This is a genomic window from Isoptericola sp. NPDC019482 (genome assembly GCF_040632295.1).
Classification (GTDB): Bacteria; Actinomycetota; Actinomycetes; order Actinomycetales; family Cellulomonadaceae; genus Isoptericola.
Map to the genome: position 1 here is coordinate 1 of NZ_JBEYBQ010000044.1, position 20,462 is coordinate 20,462.

Below are 20,462 nucleotides of genomic sequence, written 5' to 3' on the forward strand. Positions count from 1 at the left end.
CCGTAAAACCCCGTCCCCCGGCGTGACCCGGGCGCCCACGAAAGTGGTTTTGACCGCTTTTTCGGGGACTATTCGGTCGCGAATAGTCCCCGAAATCGCGCTCACAACCTCTCGGGCTGCCCGTCAGACGGCGGCGGAGACGCCCTTGACCGGGGGCCAGGGGGTGCCGGTGCCGGCCATGGAGGCGTGGAACGGGTCGCCCTCGACGATCTCGCCGGCGTGGACGGTGGTGTCCGTGAACGCGGACTTGTAGATCGCCGCCGCCAGCTCCAGGGTCGCGCGGGTGTCCGCGACGGTGACCGGCGGGACGTCGCCCGCGGCCAGCGCCCGGTAGGTGGGCACGAGCTGCGCCAGGTGGCCGCTCGCGCCGCCGTCGACGGCCGACGATGCCGACGTGGCGACGTCGGCGGCCCACGCCTCGGCGACGTCCTCCCGACCCGCCACGGGCGTGACGGTCCAGCTCGAGTCGTCGTAGCCGTACAGGTGCTCCAGCTCGACGGTCGCCGCCTCGGTGTCGAAGCGCAGGCGCGACGTCTGGCGCGGGGAGATCGCCGAGTTCGTGACGGTCGCCATGGTGCCGTTCGCGAACCGCACCAGCGCCGTCGAGACGTCCTCGGTGTCGGTGTGCCGCGCGAGCCGGCCGGCCATCGCCCGCACCTCGGTCCACGGGCCGAGCACGGCCAGGAGCAGGTCGAACTGGTGGATGCCGTGGCCCATGGTGGTGCCGCCGCCCTCGGTGTCGAAGCGTCCCCGCCACGGCACGGCGAAGTACTCCGGCGTGCGGAACCACAGGGTGTCGCACTGCGCCACGTACGCGGGCCCGAGCGTCCCGTCGTCGAGCATCCTGCGAAGCCGCTGGATCCCGGCGCCGAACCGGTGCTGCACGATCTGCGTGAACCGCCCCGGCAGGCCGGCGTCGATCGCCTGCCGCTCCGCCGCCGCCAGCGCGTCGGCCTCCGCCAGCGACAGCACCGCCGGCTTCTCCACGACGACGTGCGCCCCGGCCCGCAGCGCCGCGACGGCGGCGGGCAGGTGCACCGACGGCGGCGTGCAGATGTGCACGACGTCGACCTCGCCGGCGTCGAGCAGCGCCTGCAGGTCGGTGCCGTGGTGCGGCACGCCGTGCTCGGCCGCGAACGCGGCCGCACGACCGGCGTCCACGTCGACCACGTGCGTGACCTCGACGCCGTCCGGGCCGCCGTGCGCGGCCAGCGCGCGGACGGCGTCGACGTGCGCACCGGCGATCGCGCCCGCGCCCAGGATGGTGACCTTCATGCTGCTCCTTCGTCGCTCGTGTCGTGCCCCTGGCGGGGCGGGTGCCGCGCCGGTCAGGCGAGCTGCGACTCCGCCGTCGTGAACCACTGCTCGACGAACTCGTCGACCGTGATGTTGCCGTACGCGAGCTCCTCGCCGAGGCGCTTGAACTCCGCCTCGAGCGCGCCGAACCCCTCCACGGGGATGGGCGCCGGCTCGGTGATGTCGTCGGCGTGCTCCTCCTCGTACTGCACCACGCGCTCGTCCACCGAACCCGGCTCGAGCTCCATCGCGTCGCGCTGCGCCTGCGTGGCGGGCACGCCCTTCGATGTGCCGAAGATCCGACCCACCTCGGGCTCGTTGACGAAGAAGTCGAGCAGGGCGGCCACCGCGGCCGGGTGCTCGGTGTGCGCGGAGCCCGCCATCTGGAAGGTGCGCGCGAACATGTGCTTCTCGCCGTCCGACCCGGACGGCGTGGGCAGCATCGCGATGTCGTCCTGCCCGGACCCGGCGACGTACCCGGCGAGGAAGTTGTCCCAGCTCATCTCGAGCGCCTGCTCGTTGACGGTGAACCCGCCCTCCGGCGCGAGCTGCTGCGCGCGCTTCACCGGGAAGTACGCCCCGGCCTCGCGCAGCGCGTCGCCCGAGTGCAGCCACTCGGCCATGTCGTCGCGCGTGAACCCGAGCTTCCCGTCGTCCGTGAACGGGGTGACGCCCTCCTGCACCAGGTGCTGCAGGAACGCCCAGAACACGCCCGTGTAGTCGTTGGCCCCGTACAGCGCCGGGTCCTGGCCCGCGCCCGCCTTGCTCGCCTCGGCGGTCCACGCCGCCAGGTCGTCCCAGGTGAAGTCCTCCGACGGCGGCTCCATACCGAGCTTCTCCACCACGGACGGGTTGTAGAACGTGGCCCACGTGTTCGTGGCCGTCGGCACGGCGAAGACGGCGTCGTCGATCTTTCCGGAGTCGACGAGCTCGGGCGCCACCTCCGTCGTGTCGATCGCCGCGTCCTCCCCCTCGCCCAGGTACGGCGTGACGTCGAGCAGCTGCCCCGTGCCGGCGTACTCGCGCAGGAAGGACGAGTCGAACTGCATGACGTCGGGCAGCGAGCTGCCGGCCGCCTCCGTGGCGCGCGCCGTCCAGTAGTCGTCGAACGTGACGAACGAGCTCTGGATCGTGATGTTCGGGTGCTGCTCCTCGAAGAGGTCCAGCGCCTCCCCGTACCGCGCGGCGCGGTCGTCGTCGCCCCACCAGGCGACGGTCAGGGTGATCTTCTCGTCCGGGTCGAGCGTCTCGGCCACGCCCGACGGCGCGTCGTCGGCCGAGCAGGACGAGGCGAGCAGCGCGACCACGGCTGCGGGGGCGGCGACGGCGGCGAGCCGGCGGCCTCGGGAAGTGACCTTCATGGGATTCCTCTCTGGCGAGGTAGCTCCCCCGGGCTGCCGAGGTAGTCCCGTTCTCGCCGAGGTAGTTCATGACCACGTGTCGTGAACTACCTCGGCGAGAACTCGACTACCTCGGCAGGAGTGGGACTACCTCAGCGACGGGACGGGCACCTGCGACCAGTCGGTGTCGGACGCCAGGTAGAACCCCGGGTACGACGGCTGGTTGTAGGCGGTCTGCTGCCGGGCCACCTCGGCCCGGTACTGCGGGTCGTGCAGGAGCGTGTACATCTTCGTGTCGCTCACCTCGGTGGAGGTGAACAGCCGCAGCGCCGACGAGTCGGCCGTGCGCACCAGCACCTCCTCGCGCCAGTCGCCCAGCACGTCGGCGACGAGCGACGGGTTGCCCTTGGTGTGGTTGTTGGTGAGCGTGCCGTCGAGGGTCTTCACCACCGTGCCGTCGCCCTCCACGATCTGCGGGGTCACGTCGATCGCCCCCGTGATGATCTGCGTGGTGCCGTCGGCGGCCCAGCGCACGGACTGGTTCGTGCCCGGCGTGGTGGCGCGCAGCTGCTCGCCCTCCGCGCTGAGCAGGCCCGACGCGTCGGTGCCGTCCGGCATGGACGCCCACACCTCGATGCCGGGCGCGGGGTCGACGTCGCCCACCAGGCAGCGACCGGTGTCGCGGCCCGAGTAGGCCCCGAAGAGCACCTCGCCCGTGGCGGCGTCGCGCAGCGCCGAGCCGTAGGGCGCCCAGGCGCCGCCCTCGTGGCACGTCCAGATCTCGAGGCCGGGACGCGACGGGTCGATGTCGGTCACGTGCATCGCGTCGCCGTGCCCGAGGCCGGCCTCCGCGCCCGGGTTCCCGCTGCCGTCGGGCAGGGTGTCGAAGGACGAGTAGAGCAGCGAGCCGTCGTCGTCGATGGTCGCCGACCCGTAGACGATCTCCTGCTTCCCGTCGCCGTCGACGTCCGCGGCGGACAGGGAGTGGAAGCCCTGCGTGGTGATCGAGCCGAACTCGGGGTCCGTGCCGGGCACGCCGTGCGGCGAGTCGTTGAACGGGTTGCTCATCGGCGTCCAGCCCGAGTCGACGTCCCAGCGCTTCGACAGGTGCCGGCCGTCCCAGTCGTACGCGGCGAGAGTGGTGCGCGTGTAGTAGCCGCGGGCGAAGACCGCCGAGGGTCGCTCACCGTCCAGGTAGGCCACGCCGGACAGGAACCGGTCGACCCGGTTGCCGGGCTCGATGCGCGCCATGGCGTAGTCGCCCCAGCGCAGGCCGTCGTCGGTGCGCCCGGGCTCGTAGTCCACCGTCTCCAGCGGCGTGCCGGACCGACCGTCGAAGACGCTCAGGTACTCCGGCCCGGAGATGACGAAGCCCTCGAACGTCCGCAGGTCGTTGCGCGCCGAGCGCGACGGCGCGTACACGTCGAGGAAGTAGTCCACGAGCTCACGCGCGTCGGCCGCGGACAGCGGGTAGTCGTAGCGCGGCTCGATGCCGAAGGCCTCCTCGAGGGTGGCCGGCCACTGTCCCGAGACCACCTCGGGCTGGTCGGCCCAGCCCCGGAACATCTCCTCCAGGTGGTCGGCGTAGTCCGCGGCGCTGTAGCGGTAGTCGTCCGCGTGCGTGACGCCGGCCCTGCGGTCGTCCTTCGGGATCTGGACGAAGCGCTCGGCGGCGGGCCTGCCGTGGCGGTACGTGGTGACCTTGGTGCCCGGCGCGGTCTTGACCATGAGCTCAGCGCGGCCGTCGCCGTCGAAGTCGTACACCGGGAACTGCGTGTAGTGCGCCCCGGCGCGGATGTTCACACCCAGGTCGATCCGCCACAGCTGGGTGCCGTCCAGCTCGTAGGCGTCGAGGTACTGGTTGCCGGTGTACCCCTTCTGGGAGACGTCCTTGGCGTTCGACGGGTCCCACTTGAGCACGATCTCGAGCGCGCCGTCGCCGTCGAGGTCCGCCACCGACGCGTCGTTCGCCGAGTAGGTGTAGCTCTCGCCGGCGGGGGTGACGCCGTCGGCCGGCTTGTTCAGCGGGATGTCGAGATGGTCGTCGGACCACGCGGTCACCGGCGCGCTGCGCCGGCCGACCCGGTCGCGGCCGTGCTTGTCCTGCGTCACGGGCGCGACGGCGTACCGGGCGCTCGCCCCGCCCGACGCGTCGACGTAGTTCGTGGAGTCCGTGACGGTCGCGATCCGCTTCCCGTCGCGGAAGACGGCGAAGGCAGGCCCGGCCATCCCCGAGTCGGTGTGGCCGGTGACCTCGTCACCCAGCAGGCGCCAGGACAGGAAGACGCCCTCGCTGGTCGAGGCCGCGACGAGCCCCCGGTCGAGGTGCTCCAGCTGGACGCCGGCCGGCCGGGCGTGGCCTCCGCCGTGGGCCGGGGCAGCAGCGGCCGCCGAGACGCCGCCGACGGCGAGCACCCCCGCCGTCAGCGCGGCGACGGCACCCGCGGTGGTTCTGGTCGTTCGCATGGGTCGTTCCTCTCTGCATCGTTGCAATCAGGGATCGGACACCACCGGCCGCCGTCGGGACCGCGCGGGTCCAGACGGGCGGACGGGAGATCGTCAGGCGGCGCGGCCGCGGTGTCGGGACTCGACGCCCACGACGGCGAGGGCCAGCAGGCCGCCCACCACCAGCGCGAGCGGCGGCAGCATCCAGACGAAGACCACGCACAGCGCCGCCGCGACGGCGAGCAGCACGGACCCCGTGAGGTCGTCCTGCGTGCGCTGCGCGCCCACGGCCAGCGCCTCACGCGCCGTGCGGCCGGGGCCGTCGCCGTCGACGGCGGGCTCCGACCAGGCGCCTGCCGCCCGGGCCAGCACGACGACCACGGCGGCCGCGGCGACCGCGACCACCACGGCGACGACGCTGGCCCCGGGCAGCACGTCCGCCCGGGCGAGCTGCCAGTCCAGGGCGAGCAGCAGCGCCACCGCGACGGCGGCGAGGCCGAGCGGCCACAGTGCCCGCACGGCCGCCCACCAGTCGCGGACGAACCGGGCCACGCCGATGTCGCGGCCGGTCACCTGGCGGCGGACGTGCGCCACGCCCGCCGCCAGGGACGGCACCGCGGTGACCAGCAGCAGGCTGCCGAGCGCGACGAGCACGCCGGCGAGCACCACCTCGGCGAACAGCCCGAGGGCCGCCCCCGTCCTGGTCTCGCCGCCACCCGAGGGACGCTTCCGACGCCCCCGGCGCTCGCGCCCCGATCCTGCCGCCATGGCCACCCCTTCCGTCGCCGTCGTGCCGTGCCCCATCGTCAGCCCTTGAGGCCTTGGGTGGCGACGCCGTCGACGATGTAGCGCTGGAAGAGGATGAAGAAGAGCATCACGGGCAGCAGGGCCAGGACGGCCATGGCCATCTGGGCGCCGTAGTCGGACACGGATGTCTGGTCGACGTAGAGCCTGAGTGCGATGGGCAGGGGGTACAGGTCGGGCTTCTTCAGGTAGAGCAGGGGTCCGAGGAAGTCGTTCCAGGACCAGATGAACGCGAAGATCGAGCTGGTGATGATCGCGGGGCGCATCAGGGGCAGCATGATGGAGCCGAAGATGCGTGCGTGTCCGGCGCCGTCGATGCGGGCGGCCTCGTCCAGCTCTCGGGGCAGGTTGCGCATGAACTGCACCATGAGGAACACGAAGAACGCTTCCCCGGCGAGGAACTTCGGTGCGAGCAGGGGGATGAAGGTGTTCACCATGCCGAGCTCGTTGAACATGATGTATTGCGGGATGATCACGACGTGGAACGGCAGCAGCAGGGTGCCGATCATGATCGCGAAGAAGATGCCCCGGCCGGGGAAGTCGATCCGCGCGAACGCGTAGGCCGCGACGGTGGAGGACAGCACCACCCCGACCACGGAGGCCACGGCGAGGATCATCGAGTTGCCGAAGAAGGTCCAGAACCCGACCCCGCCGATCCCGGACAACGCCGTGGCGAAGTTGGACAGGGACAGGTTGTCCGACCAGAGGCTGATGTTCCCGATGATCTCGTTGGACGGTTTGAACGAGCTCATGAGCATCCACGCCGCGGGGTAGAGCACCACGATCGTGCAGATGACCATGAAGGCGTGGAACCCGACCGACCGCACACCCTTACGACGGCGCGCGGCCTTGCGCAGGGACGTGTCGATCGGGCCGGCCGGGCGGGACGACCCGCCCCCGGTAGCGATTCCTGTCGCGGCCGCCTGGTTCGACAGCGGCGGCGTCGTGATGTGCGCGCTCATCGGTTGTCTCCGGAGTAGTGGACCCAGGCGTTCGAGGTCTTGAACAAGATCGCGGTGATCACACCGACCACGACGACCAGGACCCAGGCCATGGCCGAGGCGTACCCCATGTCGAACTGGGCGAAGCCCTTGATGTACAGGTACAGCGTGTAGAACAACGTGGAGTCCGCGGGACCGCCCGTGCCGCCGGAGATGATGAACGCCGACCCGAACACCTGGAACGCGCCGATCGTCTCCAGCAGCAGGTTGAAGAACAGCACCGGGCTCAGCATCGGGATCGTGATCCGCCAGAACTTCCTGACCGGGCCCGCACCATCAACGCTCGCGGCCTCGTACAGCTCGGCCGGGATCTGCTTCAACCCCGCGAGGAAGATGACCATCGGGGCGCCGAACGTCCACACCGCGAGCAGCACGAACATCGGCATCGTCTTGGACGGGTCACCCACCCAACCCCCGGCCGGCAGCCCGAACAGCTGCTGGATCCGGTCCACGATGCCGTCATCGATGAACATCGCCTTCCACACGATCGCGATCGACACCGAAGCACCGATCAACGACGGGGCGTAGAAGATCGACCGATACGCCCCCTGACCCCGGTGCTTCATGTTCAACACCATCGCGACCAACAACGCCGCCGCGAGCTTGATCGGCGTCCCCACCAGCACATAGATCGCGGTCACCTTCGCCGACGTCCAGAACCTGGGGTCCTCGAACAGCTTCGTGAAGTTCTCCAGCCCCACCCACGACGGCGGCCGGAACAAGTCATAATCCGTGAACGCGAGATACAACGACGCCACCATCGGGAACGCCGTCAACACCACAAAACCCACCAACCACGGCGACAAGAACGCGAACCCCGCACCCGCCTCACGGCGACGCTTGGCCCGCCCCCGCTCGGGGGACGCGTTCTGCGTCCCCCGAGCGGCGTCGAGCGTGGTGGTGCCCGAGGTCACCGCAGTCACGACTGCTCCACCGCGCCGTCGGCGAAGGAGAACCACTGCGTGACGAACTCGTCGACCGTGACGTTCCCGTACTGGAGCTCCTCGCCGAGGCGCTTGAACTCCGCCTCGATCTCGCCGAAGCCCTCGACCGGCACGGGCGCGGACTCGGTGACGACGTCCGCCACCTGCTCCTCGTACTGCACGACCTGCTCGTCGACCGAGCCCTTCTCGACGTTCATCGCGTCGATCTGCGCCTGGACGGCGGGCACACCCTTCGAGGTGCCGAAGATCTTGCCGACCTCGGGCTCGTTGATGAGGAAGTCGATGAGCGCCGCGGAGGCCTCCGGCTGCTCGGTCTGCGCCGACGCGGACAGCAGCATCGACGGCTTCCAGAACTGCTGCGGCCCGTTGTCTCCCGAGGGCATGGGCAGCATCTGGATGTCCTCGCCCGACTCGGCGACGTACCCGGCAAGGAAGTTGTCCCAGCTGGCCTCGGACGCCGACTGGTTGACGTGGAACCCGCCGAGCGGCTCGAGCTGCTTCGCCTGCTTGATGGGGAAGAACGCCCCGGCGTCCCGCAGTTCCTGGCCCTTGTCGAGCCACTCCGTCATCTGCGCCTCGTCGAAGTTCAGCTGCCCGTCCTCGGTGAACGGGTCCACGCCCTGCTGGATCAGCCACTGGAGGAAGAACCAGAAGGTGCCGGTGTAGTCGGCGCCGCTGTAGATGACCGGGTCCTCGCCGGCTCCGGCCTTCGAGACCTCCTCCATCCAGGCGTTGAGGTCGTCCCAGGTGTAGCCCTCGGCGAGCGGCTCCACGCCGATCTTCTTCAGGACGTCTGCGTTGTAGAACAGCGCCAGCGTGTTGGTGCTGGTGGGCACGCCGTACTGCGCGCCGTCGATCTGCCCCGAGCCGAGCAGCGAGTCGTCGACGCCCTCGGTGTCGAGGTTGACGCCCACCTGCCCGCTGAGGTCCAGCAGCTGGCCGGTGGCGCCGTACTGGCGCAGGTAGGACAGGTCCATCTGGATGACGTCGGGCAGGGCCCCGCCGGCGGCCTCGGTAGCCCGGGCGGTCCAGTAGGCGTCCCAGTCCTGGAACTGGGTCTGCACCGTGATGTTGGGGTGCTCCTCCTCGAAGAGGTCCACCGCCTTCTCGTACATCTCGGCACGTGCCGGCTCGCCCCACCAGGCGAGCGAGATGGTGATGTCCTCGTCGGTGCTCACCTTCTCCGCGGAGCCGGGCTCCGCGGGGTCGGCGCCGCCTCCGCAGGCGGTGAGGGTGAGGGCGACGGCGACCGCCGCCGCGGCCGCGCCGGCGGCCTTCCGCGTGATCCTCATGTGAGCCTCCTCGCTCGTCGATCGTCCACGATCGTCGGCGACGAGGACGCCCCGTTGACCCCTCGCACGGCTGCCGACTGAATCGATAAAACAGGATTCGGTAAGCGTTGTCCAGCCCCGAGGTGCTCCGAGTCACATCACGATCTCGCAACGAGCCCCGACGTGTTCCCGCGGCGACGAACCGCCGCGACCCGCCGCCACCCGCATGGTGACGAGCGCGAACCCGGGCCGGTGTGATCGCTCACACGCGCCCGGCAGCCTACGTCGCGGCGCGCCCGCACGACGAACCCGCAGGAGAGAGGGCCGCTGCGAGCTCAGACCCCGGCGAGCACCGGAACCTGGGCCAGCACCGCGTCCACCAGTCGCGCGTCGGTGCCGACGCCCTCGGGCAGCAGGCCCGGCAGCGCCAGCAACGCCCGCGCGACGTCGGCCGGCGAGGCCGCCGCCGCGTCGCCGTCGCCGGCCACGGCCACCACGTCGGCGAGCTCCTGACCCCGAGGGTCGTCGACGAGACGCCCGGCGGCCGCCTCCCGGCGCACCACCTCGCTCCACGCCGCCAGCGCGAACGCCGCGGCCTCCGGGACCGCGCCCGCCGCGAGCCGGTCGGCGACGACACCGCCCCACCGGAACGGGATCTTCTGGGTGCCGTCCATCGACACCTGCACCGTCGTGTGGCCCGTCGCCGGGTTGGCGAAGCGCTCCAGCAGCGACTCCGCGTACGCGCGCAGGTCGGCGCCGTCCGGCGGCGTGAGGGTCGGCAGGGCGTCGTCGAGCATGAACGCGCGGGCGCGCTCGTGCAGCGCCGGGTCGGTCACGGCTTCCGCGAGGGTGGCGTGACCCGCCAGCCGGCCGGCGTACGCGAGGAGCGAGTGCGTGCCGTTGAGCAGCCGCAGCTTGGCCTGCTCCCAGGGCGCGACGTCGGCGGTGAACGTCGCCCCCGCCTCCTCCCACGCGGGGCGCGGCCCGGCGAACCGGTCCTCGATCACCCACTGGCGGAACGGCTCCCCGACGACGAGGCCCTCGTCGCGCGCACCCAGCTCACGCTCCACCGCGTCCCGCTGCGCGGGCGTCGTCGCGGGCACGATCCGGTCCACCATCGAGCACGGGAACGCGACGTCCGCCGCGAGCCACGACCGCAGCCCGTCCCCCTCCGCGCCGGGCAGCGCGGCGTCGACCGCCTCGCCGACGAGCCGCTCCAGGACACGCCCGTTGTCGACCATGTTGTCGCAGGTCAGCACCGTGATCGGGCGCCGCTCCCCCGCCGCGTCGGCAGCACGCCACCGGGCCGCGAGCCCGCGCACGAGCAGGCCGACCGCCGTCGACCCCGGCGCCGCCAGGTCGCCCGCGGCGAGCGCGTCGAGGTCCGGGCGCACCCGCGCGACGTCGAGCCCGCCGTCCGCGCCCCGGGCGTACCCCTTCTCGGTGACGGTGAGCGTCACGACGTGCGTCGTGGGCGCCGCGATCGTCTCCAGCACGCGCGCGGTCTCCTCCGCGGGCCACGCGACGTCGACCACCGCCCCCACCAGGTCCAGCCGGGTCTCGTGCGTGCCCGCGGTGAGCACCCCGTAGACGCCGCCCTGCGGGCGCAGCTGGTCGCGCACGGACGCCGACCGCTGGGTGACTCCGAGGATGCCCCAGCGGCGGTCCCCGGTCGCGCGGGCGGCCAGCTCCGTGAACACCGCCTGGTGCGCCCGGTGGAACGCCCCGATCCCGAGGTGCACGATGCCCACCTGGTCGGGGGTCACCGGCGCCTCGAGCCGGGCGGGCAGGTGGGAGCGGTGCAGGCGGTCGGTCATGGTTCCTCCGTCGTCCCGGCGGCGGCGCCGGGAGGATGCTTCCGTGTCGGTCGGGGGGCGGTCGGGGGTCGGTCGGGGTCGGTCAGGGGCGATCGGCGGGCCGTGGGGGCGCGGTCGACCCGCGGACGACGAGCTCGACGGGGAGCGTCACGTCGTCCCGTGGGGCGTCGCCGTCCTTGCCCGGGCGCGCGACGAGGCGGTCGACGGCAGCCCGGCCGGAGTCGCGGAGGTCGGTGCGCAGCGTCGTGAGGGGCGGGGCCAGCAGCTCGGCGACGTACGCGTCGTCGCAGCCGACGACGGACAGGTCGCCGGGCACGTCCAGGCCGCGCACCCGCAGCCGCTCGACCAGGCCGACGGCCACGAGGTCGTTGAACGTCACGACCGCCGTCGCGCGGGAGGCGACGACGAGGTCGGCCGCCGCGTGCCCGCCGGCGACCTGCGGCCGGTGCGGCCCGAGCTCCACGAGCTCGACGTCGCCCAGCCGGTCGGCGGCCGCACGGAGCCCGGCGCGGCGGCGGCCGTCCGACCATGACCTGGCGGGACCGCCCACGTAGGCGACCTTCGCGTGCCCCAGGGCCCGCAGGTGCTCGAGGGCCCGCAGCATCCCGGCCTCGTGGTCGGCGACCACCGACGGCAGCCCGTCGACGTGATGGTTGACCAGCACCACGGGGCGGCCTTCGAGCGCCTCGACGGTGCGCTCGACCGCGCGCGGCGAGCACAGGATGATGCCGTCGGTCTGCGGGGCCAGCCCCGAGACGGCCTCGGTCTCGAGCTCGGGGTCCTCGTCGGAGTCGACGACGAAGAGCCCGACGCCACGTTCCCGCGCCTGGGCCTGCGCGCCCTTGGCGATCGCCGCGAAGTAGGGGTTGGCGAGGTCGGGGACCACCAGCCCGAGCGCGCCGGAGCGCCCCGCGCGCAGCACGCTGGCCGCGCGGTTGGGCCGGTAGCCGAGCTCGCGCGCCGCCGCCGTGACCCGGTCGCGCGTCGGCGCGGCGACCCGCTGCGGGTCGGTGAGGGCGCGCGAGACGGTCGAGATCGACACGCCGGCCGCCCGTGCGACGTCGTGCACCGTGACCACGACCACCGTCTCCTCGTGCCCGCCGCCCGCACCCGGACGATGCGAACGTTTGCCAGATCGTCGCACATCCGGGCTCTTCTTGTCGCCCCTGGGCGTCCACAGGTCGGGGATTCCTTGACTGAGGGTCGGCAGGCTACGATGCAAACGTTCGCACCCCGTCTCGACGTTGAGGAGCTCCCGTGAGCGAGCGCTGGACCCTGCACCCCGACCGGGCACTGCCCGCCGACCCCGGCACCCGGGACCTCGCCCGCGAGATCTACGCGGCCGTGCGGGACCTGCCGATCGTCTCGATGCACGGCCACGTGCCCGTCGAGTGGTTCGCCGACGACGCGCCCTTCGGCGACCCGGCGCAGCTCGTCGTCGTGCCCGACCACTACCTCACGCGGATGCTGGTCTCCCAGGGCGAGACGCTGCCGCGGCTCGGCGTCGGCTCCACGGACGACGAGGCCGTCGAGACCGACCCGCGCGAGATCTGGCGCCGGTTTTGCGCCGGGTGGAAGCACTTCCGCGGCACGCCCACCCGCTACTGGCTGGAGCACGTGCTCGTCGAGATCTTCGGCGTCACGCAGCGTCCCTCCGCCGAGACGGCCGACGAGCTGTACGACGAGGTGGCCGCGCGCCTCGCCGAGCAGGAGTTCCGCCCCCGCGCGCTCCTCGACGCCTTCAACATCGAGGTCATCGCCACGACCGACCCCGCCTGGGCGACGCTCGAGGCGCACGAGAAGCTCGCCGCCGACGGCTACGGCGACCGCGTGCTGCCGACCTTCCGGCCCGACCCGCTGCTGCACCTCGACCGCGCGACCTGGCGCGACGACGTCGCGCGACTGGGCGAGGCGGCCGGCGTCGACGTCACGTCGTACGACCGCTACCTCGAGGCCCTGCGGGTGCAGCGCGAGCGGTTCGTGGCGGCGGGCGCGCGGGCCACCGACCACGGCCACCTGTACGCCGACACCACGCCGCTGGACGACGCCGAGGCCGCGCGCGTCCTCGACAAGGCGCTGGCGGGCACGGTCACGGCCGCCGAGGCGCAGGCGTTCAGCGGGCACATGCTGTTCCAGATGGCTGCGATGTCGGCGGAGGACGGCCTGGTCATGCAGCTGCACCCGGGCGTGCTGCGCGACCACGCGAGCGCCCCGTTCGCCGCGTTCGGCCCGGACCGGGGCTACGACATCCCCGTGGTCACGGAGTTCACGCGCTCGCTGCGCCCCGTGCTGGACGCCTTCGGCCACCACCCGGGCTTCCGGATGATCGCGTTCACCGTGGACGAGGACGTGTACTCGCGCGAGCTCGCCCCGCTGGCCGGCGTCTACCCGGCACTGCGCCTCGGCGCGCCGTGGTGGTTCCTCGACGCCCCGGACGCCATGCGACGGTTCCGCGAGGCGGCCACGGAGACGGCCGGCTTCAGCAACATGAGCGGCTTCGTGGACGACACCCGCGCGTTCTGCTCCATCCCCGCGCGCCACGACCTGGCCCGCCGCGTCGACGCCGGCTACCTGGCCCGCTTGGTGGCCGAGCACCGCCTCGACCTGGACGAGGCGCTCGACGTCGCCGCCGACCTGACCTACCGCCTGCCGCAGGCGGCCTACTCCCGCCCCTGAACCGCTGTGAGCGCGATTTCTGGGACTATTCGCCGTCGAATTCCCCCCGAAATCGCGCTCACAACGACGGGCGGGGACGACGACGCACGACGAGCACGGGGAGTCACGCAGTGAAGATGGGTTTTCGCTGGTACGGCGAGGGCAACGACACGGTCACGCTGGACCACGTCCGGCAGATCCCCGGCGTGGAGACGATCGTGTGGAGCCTGCACCACAAGCAGGCCGGCGAGGTGTGGGAGCAGGCGGAGATCGACGCCGAGGTCGCGCGCATCACCGGCCTGTCCGAGGAGGCCCGGGCCCGCGGCGTGACGCGCACGCTCGACGCCGAGGTGGTCGAGTCGGTCAACGTGCACGAGTCGATCAAGCTGGGCCGCACGGTCCTCGGGCTGAGCCGTGACGAGGCGATCGAGAACTACGTGACGACGCTCCGCCGGCTGGGCCGGGCCGGGGTGAAGGTGGTCTGCTACAACTTCATGCCCGTCTTCGACTGGCTGCGCACCGACCTGTGGCACCCGCTGCCCGACGGCTCGACCGCGCTGTACTTCGAGAAGGCGGTCGTGGACGAGATGACGCCCGAGGGCCTCATCGCCGACATGGAGGCGGGGTCGCACGGCCTCACGCTGCCCGGCTGGGAGCCCGAGCGGCTCGCGGGCTTCACCGAGCTCAACGCCGCGTACGAGGGCGTCACGCACGAGGACATGTGCGCGAACTACCGGTACTTCCTCGACGCCGTCGTCCCTGCCGCCGAGGAGGCCGGGATCAAGCTGGCCGTGCACCCGGACGACCCGCCGTTCGACGTCTTCGGCTGGCCGCGCGTCGTCTCGACGCCGGACGACCTGCAACGCGTGCTCGACCTGCACCCGAGCCCGCACCACGGCCTCACGCTGTGCCTCGGGAGCTTCTCGGCGAACCCGGCGCAGGCGCCGCTCGCGGTGGACACCGTGCGCCGGTTCATGGACCGCATCCACTTCACCCACGTGCGCAACATCAAGCACTTCCCGAACGGCGACTTCACCGAGGTGGGGCACCGGGCGTGCGAGGGCGACGTCGACACCACGGGGATCATGAAGGCGTACGCCGAGGCCGGCTACACCGGCTACGTTCGCCCCGACCACGGCCGCCACCTGTGGGACGAGAACACCACGAACAAGCCGCGGCCGGGGTACGGGCTGTACGACCGCGCGCTCGGCGTCCAGTACCTCCTCGGCGCGTGGGACGCGTTCCGCTACACCGCCCCCAGCGACCGCTGAGCATCGCCGCGGGCCCGGACGCCGCCGTCCCGGGCCCGTGGCACCCGCACCGACCGCACGAGACCGAGGGGACCCGCCGGTGAGTTCCGAAATCGTTGTCGAACCCGCGCCGCACGACGTCTGGCTGCCAGACGGCGCGCTGGCCGCCGTCGGGCGCCGCCGCATCGCGCTCGCCCTCCCCGACCTGTCAGGACCTGCGCAGCGCATACCCCGCGCTCACCCTGACAACTCGGCGGAGGTGACCGCGACCCTGCGCGCGGAGGTCGGGCGCGCGACGGCGGAGCACGGCGGCGCCGTCGTCGACCCCGACGACTCCCCCGACCTCCTCCTCGAGGCATCGAGCGTGCTGGATCGCTCCTCAAACGGCCGGAATGAGGATCAAGTCAGCACGCTCGATGTCGAATCCCGGTTCCGGTTCGTGCGCGACGGCGGCCGGGTCACCGTCACGGCGGACACGGCGACGGCGCTGCTGCACGGCTGGTTCCACGTCGTGCGGCTCGGCGAGACGGCGTTCACGGGGCCCGACGCGGACGAGCGGCACGCCCCGGCGTTCGCGCTGCGCGTCCTCGACCACTGGGACAACGTGGACGTGCACCCGGTGATGGGGCAGGTCGAGCGCGGCTACTCCGGCGGCTCGATCTTCTACGCCGACGGGCGCGTGCGCGAGGACCTGTCGCGCGTCACGACGTACGCGCGCCTGCTCGCCGCGACCGGGATCGACCGGGTCTGCATCAACAACGTCAACGTGCACGCGCGCGAGGCCCGACTCCTCACGGACGACCTGCCGGAGGTCGCCCGGATCGCCGCCGCGCTGCGGCCCTACGGCGTGCGCACCCACCTCGCGGTGAGCTTCGCCGCGCCGATGACGCTCGGCGGCCTCGCGACGTCCGACCCGCTCGACGACGACGTCCGCGCCTGGTGGCGCGCCGCCGCCGACCGCGTCTGGGCCACGATCCCCGACTTCGGCGGCTTCGTCGTCAAGGCCGACTCCGAAGGTCAGCCCGGCCCTTTCGCGTACGGCCGCGACCACGCCGACGGCGCGAACCTGCTGGCCGAGGCCGTCGCCCCGCACGGCGGCGTCGTGCACTGGCGGGCGTTCGTCTACGACCACACCCAGGACTGGCGCGACCGCACCACCGACCGCGCCCGCGCGGCGTACGACCACTTCGCCCCGCTCGACGGCCGCTTCGCCGAGAACGTGATCGTCCAGGTCAAGCACGGGCCGATCGACTTCCAGACGCGCGAGGCGATCTCACCGGTCCTCGCGGGGATGCCCGCCACCCGGCTGGCCCTCGAGCTGCAGGTGACGCAGGAGTACACGGGCCAGCAGCGGCACGCGTGCTACCTCGCGCCCTGGTGGAGCGAGAACCTCGGCTTCCGGCCCTGGGGAGAGGGCGGCGCCGCGGTGCGCGACGTCGTCGCCGGCCGCGGCCCCGGCGCCTCGGCGGCGGTGACGGCCGCCGGGGGCGGCGGCATCGCCGCGGTCTCGAACGTCGGCGACGACCGGTTCTGGACCGGGCACCCGCTGGCGCAGGCGAACCTGTACGCCTTCGGCCGCCTGGCCTGGGACCCGACGCTCGACCCGGCGGCCGTCCTCGACGAGTGGATCTCCCTGACGTTCGCGGGGCCCGACGGCGCCGTCCACCCGCGCGTGCGCGAGGTGCTGCACGCGGTGCTCGACGAGTCGTGGCGCACGTACGAGTCGTACACCGCACCGCTGGGCGTCGGCTTCATGGTGCGGCCGGGGCACCACTACGGGCCGGACGTGGACGGCTACGAGTACACCCCGTGGGGCACGTACCACTTCGCCGACCGCGACGGCATCGGCGTCGACCGCACGCGTGCCACCGGCACCGGGTTCACGGGCCAGTACCCGGCGCCGTGGCGAGACCTCTACGAGGACCGCGCGACCTGCCCCGACGAGCTGCTGCTGTTCTTCCACCACGTGCCGTACTCGCACGTGCTGCACAGCGGCGTCACGGTGGTTCAGCACGTCTACGACACGCACTTCGCGGGCGTCGAGCGGGTGCGGGCGACGGTGGCGGCGTGGGAGTCGCTGGCCGACCTGGCCCCCGGCGCCGTACCGACCGACGTCGACGCCCGCGTCCGCGAGCGCCTGGCCGAGCAGCTGCGCTCCGCCGTCGAGTGGCGCGACCAGCTCAACACGTACTTCCTGCGCAAGTCGGGTGTTGCCGACGCCCGCGGCCGCACGATCTACTGACGCCCGCCGCACCGCCGCACCGAAGGAGCTCCGCCGATGACGACCCCCGACCCCGCCCGGCACGGCATCCCCCCGCGGGCGGTGCTGGACCTGCTCGACGACCTCGAACGGCCGGGCCTCGAACCGCACGCGCTGGCGATCACGCGTCGCGGCGAGCCCGTGCTCGAGGCCACCTGGGCGCCGTACCGGGCGGACCTGCCGGGGCTGGTGTACTCCGTGTCGAAGACGTTCACGGCGGCCGCTGTCGGGCACCTGGTCGCGGAGGGCCGGCTGGCCGTGGACGACCTCGCCGGCAAGATCCTCGGGCTCCCCGACCCGACGGGGATCACGGTGCGGCACCTGCTCAGCATGAACACGGGGCACTCGGCCGAGCAGGTCGCCGGACTCGGGTTCGACTCCGGCGAGCTGCTGGGCACGGTGCCGGCCCACGCTCCCGGCACCCATTTCGTGTACAACTCGCAGGCGTCGATGGCGCTGTCGTCGGTCGTCACCACGCTCACGGGGCAGCGGCTCACGGAGTACCTGCGGCCACGGATGCTGGAGCCGCTCGGCATCGACGACCCGTGGTGGGTGCCGCACCGCGACGGGGAGCTCGGCATCGAGCAGGGCTTCTCGGGCCTGCACCTGACGATCGGGCAGCTCACGCGGCTCGCCGTGGCCCTGGCCGACGGCGGACGGTACCGCGGCGCGCAGGTGGTCCCGGCCGCCTGGGTGGCCGAGATGCGGCGCGCCTGGTCGGACAACGCCGACTCCCCCGGCGCGACCCACGACTGGGCGCAGGGCTACGGGTACCAGGTCTGGCGCAGCCGCCACGGGTTCCGTGCCGACGGGGCGTACGGCCAGTTCGGCCTGGCGCTGCCCGAGCACGGCCTCGCGATCGGCTACCTCGGCGCGACCCGGGCGACGCACGAGGTCCTCGACGCCTTCTGGCGGTTCGCCGACCGGGTCGCGGACGCGCCGCTCGACGCCGACCCGGAGGCGGCCGCGCGGCTGGCCGCGCGCCTCGCGGCGCTCGACACGTGGCCGCGCCGCCTGGACGACGACCCGGCGCCCACGCCGTCCGACGTCGTCTCCCCGGTGCCGTGGGTGCTGCACGAGCGCGCGGGCGCCTGGCGGGTCGACGTCGGCGGGCACCTGCTCGACGTCGGCGAGGACGCGTGGCGCACGCACGTCGTCGACCGGCCGCACCTGGCGCCCGCGGGCGAGCCGTACGGGGCGGGCTCGGTGGTCGACCCCGTGCTCGTCCTGGCGCTGCGGGCACGCCGCGTCGGGGACGTCGTGGAGGTCGACGCCGTCGTGCCGACGTCGCCCCACCGCCTGGTGGCCCGCGGCACGCCGGGCGGCAGCCTCGACCTGGCGTGGACGACGACGCCGCTGTGGCACCCCGGCCTGTCCACCCTGGTGGTGCCGGGCGCCCTGGCCGCGCCCGCCCGCTGACGGGACCCGCTCGGGACGCGCCGCGGGAGCGTCGTCCCGACGGCATCCGGAGCGTTTCAGGCCCTTGACAGGACGGTGTCCGGCTCGCGAGGCTTTCGAAGCGCTTCGACTGTCGGTGGGTCGTCGACGCGGCCGGCCGGCCGGGGCGCGACGACCATCACCCGTGCGCGACGAAGGGCACCACCGTGAAACGACCGCTCAGGACGACGCTCACCGCGCTCGCCGCGGGCCTGGCGCTGGCCGCCGGGCTCGCCGCCCCGGCGGGCGCCGCACCGGCACATCCGCAGCACCCCGCGCATCCCGCGCACCCGGGGCATCCCGCGCGCCCCCAGCACCCGGCGCACCCGGCGCACCCGCACCGCGCGGCCGACGCGGCCGAGACGGTGGCTGCGATGCAGCCGGGTTGGAACCTCGGCAACTCGCTCGACGCCGTCGGCGCGGACGAGACGGCCTGGGGCAACCCGCGCGTCACGCCGGAGCTCCTCTCCGTCGTCAAGGACGAGGGCTTCCGCAGCATCCGGGTCCCGGTCACGTGGGACGACCACCAGGGCGGAGCCCCGGACTACACCCTCGACGCGGCCTACCTCGACCGCGTCGAGGAGGTCGTGGACCAGGCCCTGGCCGAGGACCTGTACGTGCTGCTCGACGTGCACCACGACTCGTGGCTCTGGGCCAACGCGATGCCCACGGACACGGACGGCGTGCGCGACCGCTTCCGGGCGACGTGGGAGCAGCTCGCCGAGCGCTTCCGCGACCACCCGTCCGAGCTGCTGTTCGAGAGCCTCAACGAGCCCCAGTTCGCGGGCGTCGACGACGCGCAGGGCGACGTGCTGCTCGACGACCTCAACACCGTGTTCCACGAGGTGGTCCGGGCGTCCGGAGGCCGCAACGACGATCGCGTCCTCGTGCTGCCCACCCTGCACACCAACGCCGGGCAGGAGCGGCTCGACGCCCTCGCCGGCACCATCGCGGAGCTCGACGACCCGCAGCTCGCCGCCACCGTGCACTACTACGGCTACTGGCCGTTCAGCGTGAACGTCGCGGGCGGCACCCGCTTCGACGACACCGCCATGGCGGACATGACCGGCACGTTCGACCGGGTGCGCACCACGTTCGTCGACCAGGGGATCCCGGTGATCCTCGGCGAGTACGGGCTGCTCGGCTTCGACCGCCACACCGGGACGATCGAGCAGGGCGAGAAGCTGAAGTTCTTCGAGGAGCTCGGCCACCAGGCCCGCGAGGCCGGCGTCACGACCATGCTCTGGGACAACGGGCAGCACCTCGACCGCACCGGGTTCACGTGGAGCGACCCCGAGCTGTGGGCGCAGCTGTCGTCGAGCTGGACCACGCGGTCCGGCACGGCGTCCACGGACCAGGTGTTCGTGCGCCCGGACGACGTCACGGCGCAGACCGTGACGCTGGAGCCGCACGGCACGCAGGTCGAGGGCCTGTTCCTCGACGGCGAGCCGGTCGCGGCCGCGGACGCCGCCGTCGCGGGCGACGAGGTGACCCTCTCGGCCGACTACCTGGCCCGGCTGATCGGCGACGGCACGCACGGCGAGCACGCCACGATCGAGGCCCGCTTCTCGGCGGGCGTGCCGTGGCGGATCCACGTGATCGCGGCCGACACCCCGGTGCTCGCGGACGCCACCGGCACCGCGGCGGGCGGCGTGTCGATCCCGACGCAGTTCCGCGGCGACCGGCTCGCCACCATGGCCTCCGTCTACGCCGACGGCACGGGCGCCGGCCCGCAGAGCTGGACGCCGTTCCAGGAGTTCGACGCCTCGTTCGCCCCGGACGAGGCGGCCGGCGAGATCGTGCTGCGCCCGGCCTACCTCGACACCCTGCGCGACGGCGAGCCCGTCTCCCTGACGTTCCACTTCTGGAGCGGCGACACCGTGGAGTACACCGTGACGCGCACCGGCGACACCGTCACCGGCACGCCGAGATAGAGAACCCC

General features: G+C 72.8%; 14 protein-coding genes. 5 read left to right on the forward strand and 9 right to left on the reverse strand.

Annotated features, from left to right (window positions below; all coding sequences use genetic code 11):
• Positions 1-123: 123 nt before the first annotated feature.
• From ABZ493_RS19635 to ABZ493_RS19675, 9 genes are all read right to left on the reverse strand, one after another.
• Positions 124-1,275, reverse strand: a complete 1,152-nt coding sequence (locus ABZ493_RS19635) for a Gfo/Idh/MocA family oxidoreductase (protein ID WP_430583812.1) — start codon at positions 1,273-1,275, stop codon at positions 124-126.
• A 53-nt stretch (positions 1,276-1,328) separates the two neighbouring features.
• Positions 1,329-2,657 (reverse strand): extracellular solute-binding protein, encoded by a 1,329-nt coding sequence (locus ABZ493_RS19640; RefSeq protein WP_430583813.1) that lies wholly within the window; start codon positions 2,655-2,657, stop codon positions 1,329-1,331.
• 126 nt (positions 2,658-2,783) lie between these two features.
• On the reverse strand, positions 2,784-5,102 hold the full coding sequence (locus ABZ493_RS19645; RefSeq protein WP_430583814.1) for a rhamnogalacturonan lyase: 2,319 nt from the start codon (positions 5,100-5,102) through the stop codon (positions 2,784-2,786).
• Between the two features lie 93 nt (positions 5,103-5,195).
• Positions 5,196-5,849 (reverse strand): hypothetical protein, encoded by a 654-nt coding sequence (locus tag ABZ493_RS19650; RefSeq protein WP_430583815.1) that lies wholly within the window; start codon positions 5,847-5,849, stop codon positions 5,196-5,198.
• A 38-nt stretch (positions 5,850-5,887) separates the two neighbouring features.
• Positions 5,888-6,847: a carbohydrate ABC transporter permease gene (locus tag ABZ493_RS19655; RefSeq protein WP_430583816.1), complete on the reverse strand. Its 960-nt coding sequence runs from the start codon at positions 6,845-6,847 to the stop codon at positions 5,888-5,890.
• A complete protein-coding gene (locus ABZ493_RS19660; RefSeq protein WP_430583831.1) occupies positions 6,844-7,692 on the reverse strand; it encodes a sugar ABC transporter permease in 849 nt (282 codons plus the stop codon). Before ABZ493_RS19660 ends, ABZ493_RS19655 begins: the two co-directional genes overlap by 4 nt.
• Before the next feature lie 113 nt (positions 7,693-7,805).
• Positions 7,806-9,122, reverse strand: a complete 1,317-nt coding sequence (locus tag ABZ493_RS19665) for an extracellular solute-binding protein (RefSeq protein WP_430583817.1) — start codon at positions 9,120-9,122, stop codon at positions 7,806-7,808.
• Positions 9,123-9,436: 314 nt separating this feature from the next.
• Positions 9,437-10,918, reverse strand: a complete 1,482-nt coding sequence (locus ABZ493_RS19670) for a mannitol dehydrogenase family protein (RefSeq protein ID WP_430583818.1) — start codon at positions 10,916-10,918, stop codon at positions 9,437-9,439.
• A gap of 82 nt (positions 10,919-11,000) precedes the next feature.
• The gene (locus tag ABZ493_RS19675; RefSeq protein WP_430583819.1) at positions 11,001-11,996 is read right to left on the reverse strand and encodes a LacI family DNA-binding transcriptional regulator; all 996 of its coding nucleotides are present in this window, start codon (positions 11,994-11,996) and stop codon (positions 11,001-11,003) included.
• 179 nt (positions 11,997-12,175) lie between these two features.
• Here ABZ493_RS19675 and uxaC point away from each other — a divergent pair, with 179 nt between their 5' ends.
• The 5 genes from uxaC to ABZ493_RS19700 all read left to right on the forward strand — a co-directional run bounded on the left by uxaC (position 12,176) and on the right by ABZ493_RS19700 (position 20,454).
• Positions 12,176-13,594 carry a glucuronate isomerase gene (uxaC, locus tag ABZ493_RS19680; RefSeq protein WP_430583820.1) on the forward strand — a complete coding sequence of 473 codons (1,419 nt, stop codon included), beginning with the start codon at positions 12,176-12,178 and terminating at the stop codon, positions 13,592-13,594.
• Positions 13,595-13,710: 116 nt separating this feature from the next.
• The gene (locus ABZ493_RS19685) at positions 13,711-14,844 is read left to right on the forward strand and encodes a mannonate dehydratase (protein ID WP_430583821.1); all 1,134 of its coding nucleotides are present in this window, start codon (positions 13,711-13,713) and stop codon (positions 14,842-14,844) included.
• Between the two features lie 79 nt (positions 14,845-14,923).
• On the forward strand, positions 14,924-17,065 hold the full coding sequence (locus ABZ493_RS19690; protein WP_430583822.1) for an alpha-glucuronidase: 2,142 nt from the start codon (positions 14,924-14,926) through the stop codon (positions 17,063-17,065).
• Between the two features lie 36 nt (positions 17,066-17,101).
• Positions 17,102-18,502, forward strand: a complete 1,401-nt coding sequence (locus ABZ493_RS19695; protein ID WP_430583823.1) for a serine hydrolase domain-containing protein — start codon at positions 17,102-17,104, stop codon at positions 18,500-18,502.
• A gap of 185 nt (positions 18,503-18,687) precedes the next feature.
• On the forward strand, positions 18,688-20,454 hold the full coding sequence (locus tag ABZ493_RS19700; RefSeq protein WP_430583824.1) for a cellulase family glycosylhydrolase: 1,767 nt from the start codon (positions 18,688-18,690) through the stop codon (positions 20,452-20,454).
• Positions 20,455-20,462 lie beyond the last annotated feature (8 nt).